This window comes from Vibrio sp. SCSIO 43133, assembly GCF_023716845.1.
Lineage (GTDB): Bacteria > Pseudomonadota > Gammaproteobacteria > Enterobacterales > Vibrionaceae > Vibrio > Vibrio mediterranei.
This window is the reverse complement of record NZ_CP068024.1, coordinates 1,459,670-1,476,503: the sequence shown is the minus strand read 5'-3', so window position 1 is coordinate 1,476,503 and position 16,834 is coordinate 1,459,670. Positions and strand designations below refer to the sequence as shown.

The following is a 16,834-nucleotide window of genomic DNA, read 5'->3' as shown; positions in this document are numbered from 1 at the left end:
TCTCCTTAAGACTGTGAGTTTGACGAATCTAGTGACGACAGTGCAGTTGGTGCATCCGTTGCATTTTCAGCTAGTGGTTCAAATTCATTGATAGCGTTGATTTCGACACCCATTGAGATGTTAGTGACACGCTCTAGAATGATTTCAACCACAACAGGGACCTTGTGTTTCGCCATCAGCTCTCTTGCCTGAACGAACGCATCTTGGATGTCTTCTGGCTGTGTTACACGAATCGCTTTACAGCCTAACCCTTCCACCACTTTCACATGGTCAACACCATACCCTTCAAGTTCTGGAGAGTTCTGATTGTCGAACGCAAGCTGCACGCAATAATCGATGTCAAACTGACGTTGTGCCTGACGAATTAGGCCAAGATACGAGTTGTTAACGACTACGTGGATATACGGAAGATTAAACTGCGCACCCACAGCTAACTCTTCAATCATAAATTGGAAGTCATAGTCACCTGATATTGCGACAACATCACGGTTTGGATCCGCGGCTTTCACACCCAGCGCAGCGGGAGCAGTCCAGCCTAAAGGACCCGCTTGACCACAGTTAATCCAATGGCGTGGCTTGTATACATGAAGGAACTGAGCCGCCGCGATTTGCGATAGACCAATCGTGCTGACGTAACAAGTCTCACGACCAAATGCTTTGTTCATCTCTTCATAAACACGCATTGGTTTAATTGGCGTTTCCGTGAAGTGCGTTTTACGCAACATACTGGATTTGCGCTGCTGGCATTCACCAACCCAAGACGCACGATTAGGTAAAGTACCTTTTGATGAACGTTCGCGAGCAACATCGACTAATAGCTCCAATGCAGATTTGGCATCCGACACAATACCAAGATCCGGGCAGAATACGCGCCCAATTTGAGTCGGCTCAATGTCTACGTGGACAAACTTGCGGCCTTCGGTATACACATCCAATGAACCGGTGTGACGGTTAGCAAAGCGGTTACCAATACCGAATACAAAATCAGAGTTCAAAAGCGTTTCGTTACCGTAGCGATGTGCCGTCTGAAGACCCACCATACCTGCCATCAACTCGTGATCATCAGGGATAGTACCCCAACCCATCAACGTTGGAATCACTGGCACGCCAGTCAGTTCCGCAAACTGTTGTAGCAGTTCTGATGCCCCTGCGTTGATAACACCTCCACCTGAAACAATGACCGGTTTTTCGGCAGCACACAGCATATCAAATGCTTTTTCTGCCTGCTCGCGAGTTGCGGTTGGTTTGTATGCCGCAAGTGGCTCGTAGGTATCGATATCAAATTCGATTTCGGCTAGCTGTACGTCTAGTGGCAAATCGATAAGAACCGGGCCAGGCCTACCTGAACGCATTAAATGAAATGCTTTTTGAAATGCGCGTGGCACTTGAGCGGGCTCTAGTACTGTGGTCGCCCACTTTGTTACTGGTTTGGCAATAGATTCTATATCTACCGCCTGAAAATCTTCTTTATGCAGTCTTGCTCGAGGGGCTTGCCCAGTAATACATAGAATCGGAATCGAGTCCGCCGATGCAGAATAGAGTCCCGTGATCATATCCGTTCCAGCAGGTCCCGATGTACCAATACAAACACCAATATTACCTTGGCTAGTTCGTGTGTAGCCTTCTGCCATGTGTGATGCGCCTTCAACGTGGCGGGCTAACACATGGTCAATACCACCTAGGTGTTTCATCGCCGCATACATGGGGTTGATTGCTGCGCCCGGAACACCAAACGCAATGTCTACTCCCTCTTTCTTTAGTACGGCTACAGCTGCTTCAATTGCCTTCATTTTCGCCATTCTAATATCCCTCTCAGATTGTATACAATTCAAATCCATATTGTGTACTATGAACCATATCCAGAGAATCGCAACCCCAAAATCAACATTTTTGCAACATAGAGTTAAAGCACTAAGTGACCACTTACGCCGTAGTTCCTAACAGATAATGCTTTATATAAAATATCTTTACGTAAAAATATTTTCAGGAAAATTCGATGATAAATTAATGTTAAATACCCTTTGATCATTTGTTTGTTTTCCAATATAAGTAAATACACGGATACAGTTTTGTATACAAAATAAGAAAGTATTGTTTAAAGGAGACGAACAATGGCACTTAATGAAGTTATGGACGCAGCACAAGCAGATTGTCTTAAGGTAATTGGAGATACCCAGTCCACAGCTTATCAAGCGATCCTAAATTCCGACGCCCTAACCTTCCTAGAAACGTTAGTTGCGCACTTTGGCAGTAGACGCACTCAACTGCTACAAGACCGTGAAACCAAACAAGCCGCCTTTGATGCGGGCGAGCTACCAGATTTTCGCAAGGACACCAAATCAATAAGAGATGACAAGAGTTGGAAGGTTAGCCCGCCACCAGCTCCGCTATTAGATCGTCGCGTTGAAATTACCGGACCTGTTGATAGAAAGATGGTCATTAATGCGCTGAACTCCGGCGCAAAAGTATTTATGTGTTGCTTTGAGGATGCTTCCTCCCCGACCTGGAAAAACATGGTGGAGGGACAGATCAACTTACGCGACGCCAACCTTGGAACCATCAGTTATTACGACGACACCAAAGACAAGCAATACTCATTGAATAGTGATCCAGCACTATTAATTGCTCGACCTCGCGGACTTCATTTACCAGAAAAATCTATTCAATATCAGGGCCAGCCGATTGGCGGGTGCTTAATGGATTTTGCGTTGTATTTCTTCCACAACTATCAGTCTCGTGCAGACAAAGGCTTAGGTGTTTATTACTACATTCCAAAGTTGGAAAGCATGGAAGAAGCGAAATGGTGGGATGACGTATTTGCCTTTACTGAACGCTACTTCGGGGTACCAACAGGAACAATTCGAGCGACCGTGCTTATCGAAACACTACCTGCTGTATTCCAAATGGAAGAGATGTTGTATGCAATGAAGGACCACATTGTGGCCATGAACTGTGGTCGATGGGACTATATATTCAGCTACATTAAGACGTTGAAGAACCACAAAGACCGAATTTTACCAGACCGACACGGCATCGGTATGGACCAAGAGTTCCTAAACGCCTACAGCCAATTACTGGTTAAAACCTGTCATGCACGTGGTGCACTTGCGATGGGCGGGATGTCTGCCTTCATTCCGGCAAAAGATCCTGAAGAAATGGAACGTGTAACAGCGAAAGTCATTGAAGATAAAAAACGCGAGTCGAATAACGGTCACGACGGCACGTGGGTCGCGCACCCTGCATTGGTTGATCTTGCGATGTCGGTGTTTGACGAGCAGCTTCAGGGGAAAACAAATCAACTTGATTATGTTAGTCCATCGGAAGACATTACTGCCGAGACGCTATTAAAACCTTGCGAAGGTACGCGTGATGAAGCGGGTGTGCGCAAGAATATTCGTATTGCTCTCTACTACATTGAAGCATGGATACAGGGGCACGGTTGCGTACCAATTTATGGACTGATGGAGGATGCCGCAACGGCTGAGATCTCTCGTGCCAACATTTGGCAGTGGATCCACCACGGTGTCACTCTGGATGATGGCCAAGTATTTACATCATCACTCTTTCACACTTGGCTCTACCAAGAGCTAAAAACGATTAAACAGGAAGTTGGCGATGCACGTTATGCTGCAGGACGCTTTGATGAAACAGCTGACCTTTTTTATGAGCTTTCTACAGCAAAACAGTTCGCTAACTTCCTGACCCTTCCAAGCTATTCGTTACTTTAACCAAACTGTTGGCAAAGTACGCCTAAATCCTGCTGACTTAATCCGAATAAGTGCTTAAGGCAGCAGGTACGAATAGCGCAAGCTATGAGACGAGGAGATAACATGGGAAGTTTAACTCTACAACAAGCACTGACCATTATTGATGGCACATTTGAAGCTGGACTGTCTGACGACTGTGCGCCTTTGACTGTTGCCGTTCTTGATAATGGAGGAAAACTGATTTCTTTGCAGCGACAAGATGGGTCTAGCATGATGCGACCTGACATTGCAATTGCCAAAGCATGGGGCGCATTGGCGCTAGGTTGTTCCTCCCGAAAACTAGCGCAAGACGCTGATTCTCGTCCTGCATTTATCTCCGCGGTTAACGTACTTGCCCACGGTAACATGGTTCCCGTTCCGGGCGGACTGCTTATTCGAGACGAAGAGAAAAACGTGATTGGCGCTATTGGTGTGAGTGGCGATCTCTCTGATATTGATGAGCGCTGCGCTATTCAAGGGATTAACTGTGCCAACTTATACAGCGATGAGGTAGCCGCTTAACGTATAAGGCCCTAACGAATTAGGGCCTTAATGCTTATTCATATTGGCTTAACCAGGTTTTAAACAACTGATTTGCCTGCTTTTTCTGAGAAGCCGAAAGAGATTTCACCAATCCATCTTGCACTTCGACGTGTTCTTCGATCATTTTATCAATCAGCACTAAACCATCTTGCGTCAATTGCACCGTAACGCTTCGACGGTCCGCTTTGCTGTGCTCTCTCGAAATTAATCCTTTGGACTCCAGCTTATCCAATCTATTGGTCATCGCTCCTGACGTAAGCATCATCGTGTTAATTAGCTCTGACGGTGTTAAACGATAAGGCTTACCACTACGTCGCAAGGTTGCCAAGACATCAAATTCACCAAGTTTTAAGTCGTATTTTTTATGTAAATCCGCAACTTTGGTTTCCATATATTTGGCAATGCGCATTAGCCGCCCCATCATGGCCATAGGTTCTGTGTCCAGCTCAGGCTTCTGTTTTGCCCACTGCTCTACTACGCGATCAATCGCATCCATGTCTTATTCATCCACTGGTTAATCATCAAGAAAAATTAGTTTAACATAAAGATACTTTACAGGCAGCCAATTTGTCGTTAGAGTGTGCGCAAATATCTTAACGTAAAGATAAATTAAATGAACATACTTCTGGCAATGATCCCCGCCTTTTTCTGGGGTACAACTTATGCCGTAACCAAATTTACGCTACCAGACTGGCCGCCGATTTTGTTAGGGGCTCTGCGAGCGCTACCAGCAGGTTTATTATTACTGCTGGTTAAGCCAGCTTTACCTAAAAAAGGTGAATGGCAAGTATTACTAACGCTTGGTCTTATCAACATCGCTACCTTCTTTGGTTTGATATTTGTGATGGCGCAAACCTTGCCGTCTGCCATTTCAGGCGTAGGTATGGTTTCGGTGCCTGTTTTCGCAATGTTATATCAATGGCTGGTAAAAAAACACCGTCCAAGCTGGTCACAAGCATTGAGTGGTCTAGCACTGGTATCACTGGCTTTTTTCCTGTTTTCGCCAGGTTCAATCAGCCTTAACCCAATAGGTTTAGGCGCAATGCTTGCAGCGATTATGTGTATTGTCGCGGGTAGTAGTATCACTAAGTCATTGGGCACTAGAATTCACTGGTGGACAATATTAACTTGGCAGCTAATCTTAGGCGGCGCAATCTTAGCGATTGCTTCTGGCTTTCACGCCGCAATTGCACCGGAAACTTATGTCTCGGTCATCGAGAACTTTGATGGTCGAAACCTGTTTGGTTTAAGTTGGGTCGTTGGTCTCAATACCGCACTAAGTTACGGCATGTACGTATGGCTGTTACAGCGGATGACTGTGGTAGATTTCACTTTCGGCGGTATCGCAAACCCAATAGCAGGCATTGTTTGTGGCCTAATGCTACTTGGTGAGTCGTTCACGCATACTCAATACATTCTGATGATGGGTATGATAATAACCTCACTGATTCCACAAATGATCATGGCGATAAAACAGCATCGTGTGACGCGACTAGCCAACCGATAATTACAAGATACCGTTTTCCCAAAAGCGTTTAATACAATGCTCGGCAGCTTCTACCGAGCATTGTTGTTTCCGAGGCTAACACTTTACAAACATAGTCAGAACCGTACTATAGGCGGCTGTTTTTACCAAAAGAGAATCCTTGTGAAACGATTAGTACTGTATGTCTCAGACAAATGCCCTCACTGTAAAGATGCTCAGCGTTATTTGGACAGCAAGGGTTATAAATACCGCCTGACCAATGCAAAAATGCAGCGTGGTCGCAAAGAGTTAGATGCGATTGGAGCTCGTTCTCTTCCTGTACTGAAAATTGGTGACCAATATATGGTAGGTTGGAACCCGAAGAATTTCGAACGTATGTACAAAAGCAATTAATCCTTCATTTCCTATACTGCTTCTGTCAATGTCGAGAGGCAGTATAATATGAACAATTGGTGGACATTTTTAATTGGATTCGTTACCGCTTTCAGCCATGCGGACAGCTTAGAAGTCTTGGATGAAGCGAGGATCATTAATCAACGACTGTATTTAGTTCATATTGGCAGTCAGCCTTCGCCGATACACACTTGTTTCGCCACCCAAATTGCCAACCAAACGTTAATCACACCGGCTCATTGTATCTACGATTATACCTCTCGCAGTTTCTACCCACTTAGAGATATTCGGCTAACCGCGCTATTTGGCCAAGATGAACGTTATGACTTTGCTCACGCGACTTCAGTAAAGACCGATCACCAGAACGTCGAAAAGATGACTGCGCGAGATGACTGGGCCATTCTTGAAGTGGGTTCTCAGCTAGGCTGTCATCAGGATATCGCCGCTCTTGTCGACGCCTCTACCGTTCAATGGGAGAACGAGCCGATTCAATTGTTGGTTTATGATCAAGCTCGTGCAGCACTTGCCATTGAAACCTGTTTTGTTGACTCATCTAATCTGAGCAACATGACCATAAGTCAATGCAGTGATATGACTCAGGTGTTTTCTGGCACACCTATTTACGTCCAAATAGGTGTGAATATGGCTTTGATTGGTATGGTCACCAACAAACAACAAGACATAAGCCATTCTGTTTATTCCGCAACGTCTATCGGGCAAGTGCTCACTCGGCTACCTACTTCGAGTACTTGCATCAAAGATGCTTCTTAACAAAGTCTATAAAAGTCCTATCAGCGCGCGATAAGTACCCATCTTTACGCCAAGCTAGAGCAAGGTCGACGAATACTGGCGGCTCAAACGACAACCCCTTAAGTTCTGGTTCATGCCCTGTGACCAACTCCAATAATGCCGTAATAGCAAACTCACGCTTTACTATAGATAGAATCATTGGGAGAAGATTAGTTTCAAACGAGAACTTCGCTTCGATATTACGGCGTTCACACTCCTCATCAATAAAGTCGCGGTGGAAATATCCAGGTTTAAACATCACCAGTTCTTCATCGAAAAACTCGTCAAAATCTAATGATTGTTTATTTGCAAATGGGTGGTTTTGACTGACTACCGCGACCATTTCAGAGCGAAAGATCTGGTCGACTTCTAGATCACCGGGCACGTCCGTATTGCGAATAACACCGAGGTCGATATCCCCATGGAGTAACATCTTTCTGATGTCTTGTGTCCCTGCCTCAATAACCGTCATTTTGAGATTGGGATAGGCACTCTTAAATGCCATGACTATTTCTGGAAAAAAATAGGACCCCATCATACTTGGTGTCCCCAAACGAACTTCGCCCTTTAATAACCCTTTCATCTCATCAATGGCTAGGCTGGCATCATCAATTTGGCGCAGAACCTTCTGAGCATGAGGCAGTAATACTCGACCTTCCTGTGTCAACATAACTTGTTTATCGACGCGAGAAAAAAGCTGTACACCGAGCTGCTGCTCAAACTTCTTGATAGAAATGCTCAGTGCAGGCTGAGCAATGGCCACCGCTTGGGCTGCTCGGGTAAAGTTTTGGTGTTCTACGACGGCAAGAAAGTGCTTAAGTTGTTTAATATCCATATTAACAAAATATATCGAAGTTATAGCTTTAATATATTTCATTAATCCATATTTGAATGCTAACTTGGTCACATAAGCATCGTTTAGTTATAGAGAATCAGGTTGTGATAGAGCTGCATACGAAACAATACCAACAGATAACTTGGGCATTAGCCCTCGGCTCCTTTTTGGTATTTTGTAATCTATATATCTTCCAACCAATCCTACCGCAGCTTGCTATACACTTTTCAGTCTCTGAAACTGAAATAAACTGGGTGTTCGCTGCTTCTACGCTAGGGCTGTCGATATGCCTAGTACCTTGGGCTATTACTTCGGAGAGCTTAGGCCGACGGTTCGTTATGCTCGCAGGTTTATTTGCGATTCCTGTTATCGGTTATTTGATGTTGTTAACCGATAACTTATCGACACTCGTGTTTCTGCGAGCTTGTATGGGAGTATCCTTAGCAGCATTTGCCTCAGTAGCCGTCGCCTATATGGTAGAGGAATTATCCAGTGAAGCCTTTACTCGAGCTATCGGCGGCTATATCGCTGCCAACTCACTAGGTGGTATTGCAGGGCGTGTTGCTGGCGGTATACTCACAGGCTACTTTGATTGGCATACCGCGGTGCTAATTATCTCCAGTTTTACATTAGTTTGCGTCATCATTGTCGCCTTGCTATTGCCGAAGCAGCAACATTTCAAACCGACGCGTGGCCTTTTCTTTCACCACAACCGAGCCCTGTTAACTCATCTTTCTACACCGATAGTTTGGGTTGCAATGATCATCGGCGGTATTAACTTTGCGCTCTTCGTCAATCTCTACTCTGTGATGGGATTTAGATTGGTGGCGGATCCGCACAATCTACCAGTCACGTTATCTGCGCTGATCTTCCTTTGCTACTTAGCGGGTACGGTTTCTTCCAAATGGACGGGCAAATGGCGCGCTCACTTCTCGCCAATTCTTGGAATGGCGCTAGGCACGACACTCAGCTTACTCGGTATGCTAGTCGCAATAATAGAGAGCATTCCTGCTATGTTGGTCGGGCTACTTCTCATCAGCGGCGGCGCGTTTTTTACTCATACATTGGCATACGCATGGGTAAGTCAGAAAGCGACTACCGCCAAAGCAACGGCTACCGCACTTTATCTTGTGCATTATTACGTCGGCGGAAGTATTGGAGGTTTCTTCTTACTGTATTGTTGGCAACACGGTAAATGGACTTCTGTGGTTGAAGGTGGATTAGCCTTATACCTTGTCCTGTTTGCATTATGTTGGAAACTTTCCAAGCTAGATCGAGCAGAGCAAACTACGGCACTTGTCGCAGACTCTCGCTAAATCCTCTCCTAAACTTTCCTTTACCATTGGGCACATACTAACCAACGGTAATCAATATTAATGTAAGTAACAAATAACGTTAATAACTTTTCTCGTTACAAACCTTAACTAATTGTTTAAGGTTTATTTACTTTGTGGCTATCCAACAACTCACAGAGTTATTAACGAACTACACCGTTAATATTAATGCTAACATTCTACACGAATCCGTGTATTAGCCCTCTAACAAACTTCCATGAAAAATTGTTAGAGGGTTCTTTTTAAAATATGAAATCACAAGATCGCCCAATTGAAGGCCATGTATAACAAGGACTATTAAAACCATTAGCCAAATAAGTTAAAAATCGTTTAATAATATAATCACAATAACAGTAAAAATAGTTAATTAATCAACAAACCATGTCAGCCTATATAATCAAAATTAACATAAAACGAAGATTTTATGAGAGGTAAACAATGGGACGCGCTACAGCACAACGCAAACCTTTCCAAATTCTTACCAACCCTGATATAGAGAACTTATTGGGTGAGAACGCCCCACCTCTTTTCCCCGACGGGACACTATTCATAAACCGAAAAGTGAGCAAAGTGTATTGGTGTGTCGTATCTAACGGTGATTTGATGTCATTTGGAGGGCATGTTGGACGAAGTAAGAAAGCCTCGTCGCATAAGCTGCTGACAAGGCTAAGCGGCGATTTTATCGGTGGTTGGTTCTTGTGTCATGACATTAAGGTCATCTATACCGGGAATATCTCTCAACACCAATCTATCACTGAAGTAATTAAACATCGCAAGGTCTTTCGCAAAAGGCAAATTCCCGTAATGGAACCGACGATAAGAACCTTGAAAGATGTTAGATGTGCAAAAGATCTATGAACATCAATAATGAAGAAACCAAACATGACCAATAACAATATTCAAGTATTCTCTTTTTTCTCGTTATGTTTAGTTAACAATTGGCTAATACGAGATCTACTATCTTATTTTTCTCTCAAAAGAACATCTAGGTATTAGTTATGAACACACTAACAATAAATGAACTATATGACCGTTTGAAAGAAAAGAAAGTCGAATCTGTCTGTTCTCAATGTGGCTCTGAATATTGGCGAACACCAAAGATCAATAGTCGCTATTCCAATATTTCGGCTCTACCAGATACTATCTATACGGTGACGATGGGCAACATTGAATATGTACATCTCTGTTGCGATAAATGCGGTTTCACTCGTTTTTTCTCAAAAGCGCTACTTTTTAGTCAGTAGCGGCATAAGAAGATGGATAAAGAAACGCTCGCTCTCATCCTACTTTTATTTTCTGCCTGCGCTGTCGCAACGACAACGTATTACTTGCTCAATGCTTGTTGATATGGCGCGTATAGTTAAGTTTTTAGACCACCCGCTCACAAAGACCCTACTCAAGGTCTGCACTACTGACTGTGTTGAGCGTCTGGCCATTGCGATGATGTGGCTCTGCTTTCTCCTTTTGATAGCTCCAGCGTTTCTCACTCTCATGGAATTACTCACTTAAGGATTTTTTGTTTTTAAGCGATTACAAGTGTCAATCAAACAAAGACAAACAAGGAGGAAGTACCTATGAAAAAACTGATATTTCTAGCGCTATCACTAGCTGCTCCGCTAGCCTTCGCTTACACAGTCAAGTACGACTATGAGTTTAAGAATGGTGATCATCGTATTTGCCATTACGATGACAACGGTCGTGACTACGTCGTTGAAGTCCCACTGGCGAAGTCTTGTCCTGCGGAGGTAGAAAGAAAATCCGATTAAGGATAAAAGCCATCTTATACTAGATGGCTTTCTACTTTGTTGACTCAAAGAAATACTTCGAATTCTATGCTGTAAGTGTTAATTACGCTCTTTGGTGACATCTAGGTGTAAGCCCAATTGGTTAGCCATACTAAGTTCGTTTCGTTCAACAATCTCTTCGATTATTTTGCCTTCATTATTGAAACGGAAATAGGTAAGGCTAGTCCATGTCACATCTTTTCCTGACACATCAAAACCCATCCACGTGTTTGAATTTTCAGCCTTATGCGTTAACGCCACGACTACTTCGCCCTCAGTCTCGATGACTCTTTGAAACGTTGTTTTCACACTTTCGTACCGTTCAGTAACACAAGATTTGAGCTTAGCTTCAAACTCTTCAAGCCCTCGTAATGTTGTTCCGCAATCCGGTCTGTGGATCAAAGCATCAGCCGCAAAATATTCGCCCACACGCTCTGTTGCCTTTCCATCAACACAAAATTCAAAATAGTCTTTAATTGTTTGAACTTGTTTACTTGTCATCTTTATTCTCCTTTTACTTTACCTTTGTTTTTATTGTTATTTTATTGGCATCAGTAGATTTGAATAGACTTTAAAAGGTGGATAGGATGTCAACAATTAGTACACAATAAGAAGAACCATGAATCTACTTACACTTATGCGCTCGTTTATCAGTACCGTTGAAGAAGGCAGCTTCACTGGTGCTTCAAAGCAATTAGGCGTATCCAAATCTCTGGTTAGCCGAAACATTCGAGATCTAGAGAATCATCTAGGTACGCGGTTAATGAATCGTTCAACGAAAACACTGTCTTTAACTGATGCAGGTAAACACTACTACCTTGAGTCAAATATTTTAGTGACTAAGTTGGATACGCTGAACGACAGCATTAGGCACGATAGCGTTGCAATGTCGGGTACGTTGAACGTTCTCGCACCGAATGGTCTTACCGAGATCATGTTAATGCCATTCATCTGCGAATTTTGTACTAGGTATCCAGAAGTTAAAGTTAACCTACTCCTTGATGACGGAGTAAACGATATCTCCTCGCAAGGCTATGACGTCGCCATCCGCTCGGGTAACTTAGTCAAACAAGACCTAGATCTTGTTGCTACGAAACTCACTGAAAACCAATGCATTGTCTGTGCGTCACCACAATATTTGCAAAATCATGAGCCGATTCTACATCCAACAGACTTATTGTCTCATCGGGTAGTTGAAGACCCAAATCTTAAAAACTATTCTCTATGGCGTTTTCGCAAGGGCATAGAAGAACACGCCATTGAGGTTTCGCCTTCGATTTCGGTCAATAGTGTTCAAGCCATTAAAGTGGCGCTGCTCAACCACTTTGGTGTCGCTATGCTCCCAAGACAATTGGCTAAAAAAGAAATCATTGATGGCAAACTCATCGAAGTGCTCAGCCACTACCAATTACAAAACCGGGCAGTGTACGCACTCTATCGAGAACGAGTTAATACGCCTCGGAAAGTCAAAACATTCATTGAGGAACTTAGAGCTTTCTTGATGCTTTGACTATGATTGACTGTGACCCAAAAGAGTTTCAAATTAGCCTCAACTGCATTAGCATGTGGCTAACTGACGCTTTAATCCAATGGGTTCGAGTATCATTTCACTTCAGCTGATGGATTTTTGGTGCCTCAGCTTAAGCAACTGAATAGCAACAATGCGTTGATTACAAAAATATATGAAAGAAATTAGACCCTTACGTGAAGAAGTAGTAAAGATCGAGCAGCAAGTTCAACAGTGGTTGAAAGATGTGGTTATTGGTTTAAACCTTTGCCCTTTTGCAGCTAAACCAGAAAGAAACAAGCAAATCAAAACTTTTGTTAGTCTGGCCAATAATGAAGAAGGTCTTTTAGAAGATATTCTGGGCGAACTGATGTTATTGGAACAAACCGAAGTGAGTGATCTCGAGACCACGTTGGTTGTAGTTCCGAACATGCTTGAAGACTTTATGGACTATAACTTCTTTATTGATTGGGTCGAAACGCTTATCAAACAAAATGATTGGGAAGGTATTTACCAAGTCGCGACATTCCACCCAGATTACTGCTTTGGTGGTGCAGAGCCAGAAGACCCAGAAAATCTGACCAATCGTTCTCCCTACCCTATCTTCCACCTTATTCGAGAAGAAAGTATGGAGCGAGTGCTAAAGCACTACCCGAATCCGGAAGCGATCCCAGATAATAATATTGATCGCGTCAGCGCCCTAAATGAATCGGAAAGAAAACAATTGTTCCCATATCTATTTGGTCACTGATCAAATTCAAGCTCTGCTCAAGTCAACCTTACATTGCGATTTTAGTCATATCGAAACCGTTAACTCAGTGGTAGTTTCACCTTAATTGATTTGATGAGACTACCACCATGAAACCTTGGATTAAATTTATCCCTTTGATTCTGCTTGTCACCTATTTTGTGACCTACGACATCATGGATCAAATGGGACATGACAACGCAGCCCAAACTACGGCTCAAATAGAGTCAACGAAGTGATTAGTCTGCCCACTATGCTGTTAGTTTAGTGGGCGAACTTTTCCACGTATAAATGCCATACAATTCTGACAAGTCTTTGCTTTGTAGTATTCATGCCTACTGATACACTACAGCCATCCTTAAGACTCTATTCATTCAGCATTTTAATATGAGTTTATCTCTAACTATCTACAATACTGTTGGAGAAACAGGCATCGAACTTGCCACTTTTTCTAACGCTTGCTCCGAGAGCATTCTCGCCCAATGGAATGCCATATCAACAGCAAACCAAGTCACGCCTCACTACCTCGTGCTTTTAGATGGCAAAGATCATGTGAATAGTAAGTTTATTACTCAAAAAGAGGTGTATCAGTTACTAGAACTATGGGGCAATTTCGATGACTTTTATACTGAACTGCCAACTGACAGATGACACTTCCAACACAAACTTGTGTCTAGTTAATGCCCATTTTACTGCGCTACTGAGTACAAGATGTTAAAAGGCCACCTCGAAAGGTGGCCTTTAAGTACGACGACTCGGGACCCTAATTCCGAAACGACGTTTTCCAAAAAGTACGTGTACTTTCTGAAACTGTAGACCAACCCGTTCTCGTATACATGACACCGATTGGTCGAAATTCACAGCTTGTTTTGGGGATCGAAATAATTCTAATAACAATCATGATCTTATTCAATCTTACAGTGATTAGATCGTGAACAAAGTGTACACACAAATTAGCAATAGTGATAATTCAATCACACTTATATCTACAATACGCATATATCGCATTGCTAGCGAAAAGCTATGGTGTTTGATAGGATCGTAAAACCTATACCAAAAGACAGAAATCGATGAAATTAACCAAACTTACCCAAGAGATTTTCGATCACCTTTATCGTGATATCACTGAGTTCCGTACTACATTTGACCTACCAGTAAATGACTCTAATTCTCTAGATGATGCAGCGGATACTTTGCATAGCTCTCTTGCTATCGAAGAAATGACTGAGTTGGCGGAAGCTGACAGCAAAGTCGAACAAGCGGACGCGATCATCGATTCTGTTTATGTCTTAATGGGTCGCTTAGTGCACCTTGGCGACAGCAAAGTAGAAGATAACGTGGCTATCAGTTACCTTATTGAGCTTCTACTGCATGTAGCAGCTAACCGCGACATCGACTTCATCAAATGCTGGGATGAAATCCACTCTAGTAACATGAGCAAAGTATGCCGCAACGAGCAAGAGTATGCGGAAACTGAAGCGCACTACGCGAAGCAAGGCATTGCCCTAATGGCCGTTCAAAAAGGCGAATACATCATCGCAAAATGTGCTGAAGATTTCGTTTCTGAAGCAAAAACAATTCGTAAAGGCAAAGTACTTAAATCCGTCTATTACCGCCCAGCAGATCTAACGCCTTTGGTATAGACCGAGCGACTTGCTTTAAAATGGCTATCCTTGTGATAGCCATTTTTGTTTCCCTTAGAATTATTCACCCCTTCGCTTTATTTCTACCTATCAAAACTGCAAGTTATGATTGAGCATCTATGCACATAACGAGATGAGCGTACAATGCCAGCCATTCGATACCAAGGCAAAAAACCTAATGCAAGTTTATAAAAACTGGCGCTAGTTTAATACCTTATTGCTATCGAATAACTCTTGTCGGCGCTCTCCCAAGCGTCACAGCTATACGCAGACTGATTGAGGCATCTTTGCCTTCTTGAGGTCAACACAGCATTGGTCACGGCATGTAAGTAATTACACGATTACTCACTGCGATTAGGTATCGTCCCAGATATCTGGTTGTGACTACAAAATCCCAAAAATGAACGCTCGGCGACAGCCGAAACAAAAAGAACTTAGGTTCTAAACGACAAATTCGTACTTGCGCTCGCGCGAAACGAAGTTGGCTTTTTACAATTTGATAATTAGGACAGAACTCATTTATATGGCAGTTTTTAGTAAAGAAGAGTGGTTTAGTAACATCAGCAACGATCTCTTAGCAGGTATTGTTGTTGCCCTAGCATTGATTCCAGAGGCTATTGCCTTTTCGATTATTGCAGGATTAGATCCTAAAGTAGGCTTGTATGCCTCGTTTAGTATCTGTGTCGTCATTGCTTTTACTGGCGCAAGACCTGGCATGGTCTCAGCGGCTACTGGAGCCATGGCTTTATTGATGACCTCTTTGGTTAAAAACCACGGATTGGATTACCTTTTGGCAGCAACCCTGTTAACCGGAGTGATTCAATATGTGATCGGTTGGCTTAAACTGGGCAATCTGATGCGATTTATCGCCAAATCGATCATTACTGGGTTTATCAATGCGCTAGCCATTTTGATCTTCATGGCACAATTGCCTGAGTTGACCGATGTGACATGGCACGTGTACGCACTAACACTAGCAGGATTAGGCATCATTTATTTGCTTCCTTTAATCCCTAAAATTGGTAAGGTGTTACCCTCTCCTTTGGTGTGTATTGTCGCGATTACCCTAATCAGTACCTACCTGGGTTTTGACGTCAGAACCGTTGGTGATATGGGTGAACTGCCTAATACTTTACCAGTGTTCCTTTTACCTGATATTCCATTCAATTTAGAAACGCTGCAAATCATCTTCCCTTATTCACTTGCCTTAGCAGTTGTTGGCGTGTTGGAGTCACTAATGACGGCGACCATCATTGATGACTACACCGATTCAACCAGTGATAAGAACAAAGAGTGCAAAGGTCAAGGTGTTGCTAATATTGTTGCAGGATTACTGGGCGGCATGGCTGGTTGTGCCATGATTGGTCAGTCTATGGTTAACATGAAATCAGGAGGGAGAACTCGACTGTCCACCTTATTTGCCGGTGTAGCATTGCTGGTAATGGTAGTTTTTCTTGGCGACTTCTTAAAGCAAATCCCAATGGCTGCACTTGTCGCTGTGATGATTATGGTTTCCATCTCCACCTTCTCTTGGAAATCGCTGGTCGAGGTAAAACATCACCCACTCCAATCCAATGTCATCATGCTAGCAACGGTGGTATCCGTGGTTATGACACATAATCTCGCCATCGGCGTGCTAGTTGGCGTACTTTTGGCGTCCGTATTTTACGCCAATGCCAGTATCTCTATCATGGATGTGGTCGACGAAGTTATTGTTGATGGAGAGCATATTACTCATAAGGTTCATGGGCAGATTTTCTTTGCATCAGCCTACGACTTCGTTGATATGTTTAGTTATGACAATGAGCACCCTGTGGTCACAATCGATTTATCAGATGCTCACTTTTGGGATATTACCGCGGTTGATGCCTTAGATAGAGTGGTATTACGTTTTTCCAAACTTGGTAATCAAGTTGAAGTCATCGGGATGAATCCTCAAACCGAAGCTCTGGTCAAAAAATACGGTAAATATGACAACCCTAACTTCTTAACTATGACATTCGGTCACTAATCACCATTGGGAGAA

18 protein-coding genes are annotated in these 16,834 nt (G+C 43.2%); 14 read left to right on the top strand and 4 right to left on the bottom strand.

What is annotated here, in order from left to right:
* Positions 1-5 precede the first annotated feature (5 nt).
* Positions 6-1,799 (bottom strand): glyoxylate carboligase, encoded by a 1,794-nt coding sequence (gcl, locus tag JKJ11_RS07110; RefSeq protein ID WP_252038971.1) that lies wholly within the window; start codon positions 1,797-1,799, stop codon positions 6-8.
* A 330-nt stretch (positions 1,800-2,129) separates the two neighbouring features.
* Between gcl and aceB the strand changes: the two genes are divergently transcribed.
* Both aceB and JKJ11_RS07100 read left to right on the top strand, forming a co-directional pair.
* A complete protein-coding gene (aceB, locus tag JKJ11_RS07105) occupies positions 2,130-3,728 on the top strand; it encodes a malate synthase A (RefSeq protein ID WP_503060918.1) in 1,599 nt (532 codons plus the stop codon).
* Positions 3,729-3,830: 102 nt separating this feature from the next.
* On the top strand, positions 3,831-4,268 hold the full coding sequence (locus JKJ11_RS07100; protein ID WP_006070593.1) for a GlcG/HbpS family heme-binding protein: 438 nt from the start codon (positions 3,831-3,833) through the stop codon (positions 4,266-4,268).
* A gap of 34 nt (positions 4,269-4,302) precedes the next feature.
* On the opposite strand, the gene JKJ11_RS07095 is transcribed toward JKJ11_RS07100, so the two are convergent.
* Positions 4,303-4,785, bottom strand: a complete 483-nt coding sequence (locus JKJ11_RS07095; RefSeq protein WP_006070592.1) for a MarR family winged helix-turn-helix transcriptional regulator — start codon at positions 4,783-4,785, stop codon at positions 4,303-4,305.
* 117 nt (positions 4,786-4,902) lie between these two features.
* Between JKJ11_RS07095 and JKJ11_RS07090 the strand changes: the two genes are divergently transcribed.
* The 3 genes from JKJ11_RS07090 (at position 4,903) to JKJ11_RS07080 (ending at position 6,939) form a co-directional block, all read left to right on the top strand.
* Positions 4,903-5,796, top strand: a complete 894-nt coding sequence (locus JKJ11_RS07090) for a DMT family transporter (RefSeq protein WP_252038969.1) — start codon at positions 4,903-4,905, stop codon at positions 5,794-5,796.
* Between the two features lie 141 nt (positions 5,797-5,937).
* Positions 5,938-6,168, top strand: coding sequence for a glutaredoxin family protein (locus JKJ11_RS07085; RefSeq protein ID WP_006070589.1), 231 nt, complete (start codon positions 5,938-5,940; stop codon positions 6,166-6,168).
* A 48-nt stretch (positions 6,169-6,216) separates the two neighbouring features.
* Positions 6,217-6,939 carry a hypothetical protein gene (locus JKJ11_RS07080; protein ID WP_252038968.1) on the top strand — a complete coding sequence of 241 codons (723 nt, stop codon included), beginning with the start codon at positions 6,217-6,219 and terminating at the stop codon, positions 6,937-6,939.
* Here JKJ11_RS07080 and JKJ11_RS07075 read toward each other — a convergent pair.
* The gene (locus JKJ11_RS07075; protein ID WP_252038967.1) at positions 6,923-7,792 is read right to left on the bottom strand and encodes a LysR family transcriptional regulator; all 870 of its coding nucleotides are present in this window, start codon (positions 7,790-7,792) and stop codon (positions 6,923-6,925) included. The two genes, JKJ11_RS07080 and JKJ11_RS07075, sit on opposite strands and share 17 nt — an antisense overlap.
* A gap of 104 nt (positions 7,793-7,896) precedes the next feature.
* Between JKJ11_RS07075 and JKJ11_RS07070 the strand changes: the two genes are divergently transcribed.
* The 4 genes from JKJ11_RS07070 to JKJ11_RS07055 all read left to right on the top strand — a co-directional run bounded on the left by JKJ11_RS07070 (position 7,897) and on the right by JKJ11_RS07055 (position 10,892).
* Positions 7,897-9,108 carry an MFS transporter gene (locus JKJ11_RS07070; protein WP_252038966.1) on the top strand — a complete coding sequence of 404 codons (1,212 nt, stop codon included), beginning with the start codon at positions 7,897-7,899 and terminating at the stop codon, positions 9,106-9,108.
* Between the two features lie 456 nt (positions 9,109-9,564).
* Entirely contained in the window at positions 9,565-9,984 is a 420-nt protein-coding gene (locus tag JKJ11_RS07065) for a hypothetical protein (RefSeq protein WP_006070585.1), read from the top strand.
* 140 nt (positions 9,985-10,124) lie between these two features.
* Positions 10,125-10,370: a hypothetical protein gene (locus JKJ11_RS07060; protein WP_038222115.1), complete on the top strand. Its 246-nt coding sequence runs from the start codon at positions 10,125-10,127 to the stop codon at positions 10,368-10,370.
* A gap of 330 nt (positions 10,371-10,700) precedes the next feature.
* Entirely contained in the window at positions 10,701-10,892 is a 192-nt protein-coding gene (locus JKJ11_RS07055) for a hypothetical protein (RefSeq protein ID WP_198557706.1), read from the top strand.
* Positions 10,893-10,970: 78 nt separating this feature from the next.
* Here JKJ11_RS07055 and JKJ11_RS07050 read toward each other — a convergent pair whose 3' ends face one another.
* Positions 10,971-11,411 carry an ester cyclase gene (locus JKJ11_RS07050; protein ID WP_006070583.1) on the bottom strand — a complete coding sequence of 147 codons (441 nt, stop codon included), beginning with the start codon at positions 11,409-11,411 and terminating at the stop codon, positions 10,971-10,973.
* A 118-nt stretch (positions 11,412-11,529) separates the two neighbouring features.
* Between JKJ11_RS07050 and JKJ11_RS07045 the strand changes: the two genes are divergently transcribed.
* The 5 genes from JKJ11_RS07045 (at position 11,530) to JKJ11_RS07025 (ending at position 16,819) form a co-directional block, all read left to right on the top strand.
* Positions 11,530-12,420 (top strand): LysR family transcriptional regulator, encoded by an 891-nt coding sequence (locus tag JKJ11_RS07045; protein ID WP_252038965.1) that lies wholly within the window; start codon positions 11,530-11,532, stop codon positions 12,418-12,420.
* Between the two features lie 172 nt (positions 12,421-12,592).
* A complete protein-coding gene (locus JKJ11_RS07040; RefSeq protein WP_252038964.1) occupies positions 12,593-13,168 on the top strand; it encodes a DUF1415 domain-containing protein in 576 nt (191 codons plus the stop codon).
* A 384-nt stretch (positions 13,169-13,552) separates the two neighbouring features.
* On the top strand, positions 13,553-13,816 hold the full coding sequence (locus JKJ11_RS07035; RefSeq protein ID WP_038228349.1) for a hypothetical protein: 264 nt from the start codon (positions 13,553-13,555) through the stop codon (positions 13,814-13,816).
* Between the two features lie 419 nt (positions 13,817-14,235).
* A complete protein-coding gene (locus JKJ11_RS07030; RefSeq protein WP_006070578.1) occupies positions 14,236-14,808 on the top strand; it encodes a nucleoside triphosphate pyrophosphohydrolase family protein in 573 nt (190 codons plus the stop codon).
* A gap of 523 nt (positions 14,809-15,331) precedes the next feature.
* Positions 15,332-16,819, top strand: coding sequence for a SulP family inorganic anion transporter (locus JKJ11_RS07025; protein ID WP_252038963.1), 1,488 nt, complete (start codon positions 15,332-15,334; stop codon positions 16,817-16,819).
* Positions 16,820-16,834 lie beyond the last annotated feature (15 nt).

Bases quoted from the DNA above. Each gene is read 5' to 3' on its own strand.
- gcl (WP_252038971.1), bottom strand. From the start codon at position 1,799: ATGGCGAAAATGAAGGCAATTGAAGCAGCTGTAGCCGTACTAAAGAAA.
- aceB (WP_503060918.1), top strand. From the start codon at position 2,130: ATGGACGCAGCACAAGCAGATTGTCTTAAGGTAATTGGAGATACCCAG.
- JKJ11_RS07100 (WP_006070593.1), top strand. From the start codon at position 3,831: ATGGGAAGTTTAACTCTACAACAAGCACTGACCATTATTGATGGCACA.
- JKJ11_RS07095 (WP_006070592.1), bottom strand. From the start codon at position 4,785: ATGGATGCGATTGATCGCGTAGTAGAGCAGTGGGCAAAACAGAAGCCT.
- JKJ11_RS07090 (WP_252038969.1), top strand. From the start codon at position 4,903: ATGAACATACTTCTGGCAATGATCCCCGCCTTTTTCTGGGGTACAACT.
- JKJ11_RS07080 (WP_252038968.1), top strand. From the start codon at position 6,217: ATGAACAATTGGTGGACATTTTTAATTGGATTCGTTACCGCTTTCAGC.
- JKJ11_RS07075 (WP_252038967.1), bottom strand. From the start codon at position 7,792: ATGGATATTAAACAACTTAAGCACTTTCTTGCCGTCGTAGAACACCAA.
- JKJ11_RS07065 (WP_006070585.1), top strand. From the start codon at position 9,565: ATGGGACGCGCTACAGCACAACGCAAACCTTTCCAAATTCTTACCAAC.
- JKJ11_RS07060 (WP_038222115.1), top strand. From the start codon at position 10,125: ATGAACACACTAACAATAAATGAACTATATGACCGTTTGAAAGAAAAG.
- JKJ11_RS07055 (WP_198557706.1), top strand. From the start codon at position 10,701: ATGAAAAAACTGATATTTCTAGCGCTATCACTAGCTGCTCCGCTAGCC.
- JKJ11_RS07050 (WP_006070583.1), bottom strand. From the start codon at position 11,411: ATGACAAGTAAACAAGTTCAAACAATTAAAGACTATTTTGAATTTTGT.
- JKJ11_RS07045 (WP_252038965.1), top strand. From the start codon at position 11,530: ATGAATCTACTTACACTTATGCGCTCGTTTATCAGTACCGTTGAAGAA.
- JKJ11_RS07040 (WP_252038964.1), top strand. From the start codon at position 12,593: ATGAAAGAAATTAGACCCTTACGTGAAGAAGTAGTAAAGATCGAGCAG.
- JKJ11_RS07035 (WP_038228349.1), top strand. From the start codon at position 13,553: ATGAGTTTATCTCTAACTATCTACAATACTGTTGGAGAAACAGGCATC.
- JKJ11_RS07030 (WP_006070578.1), top strand. From the start codon at position 14,236: ATGAAATTAACCAAACTTACCCAAGAGATTTTCGATCACCTTTATCGT.
- JKJ11_RS07025 (WP_252038963.1), top strand. From the start codon at position 15,332: ATGGCAGTTTTTAGTAAAGAAGAGTGGTTTAGTAACATCAGCAACGAT.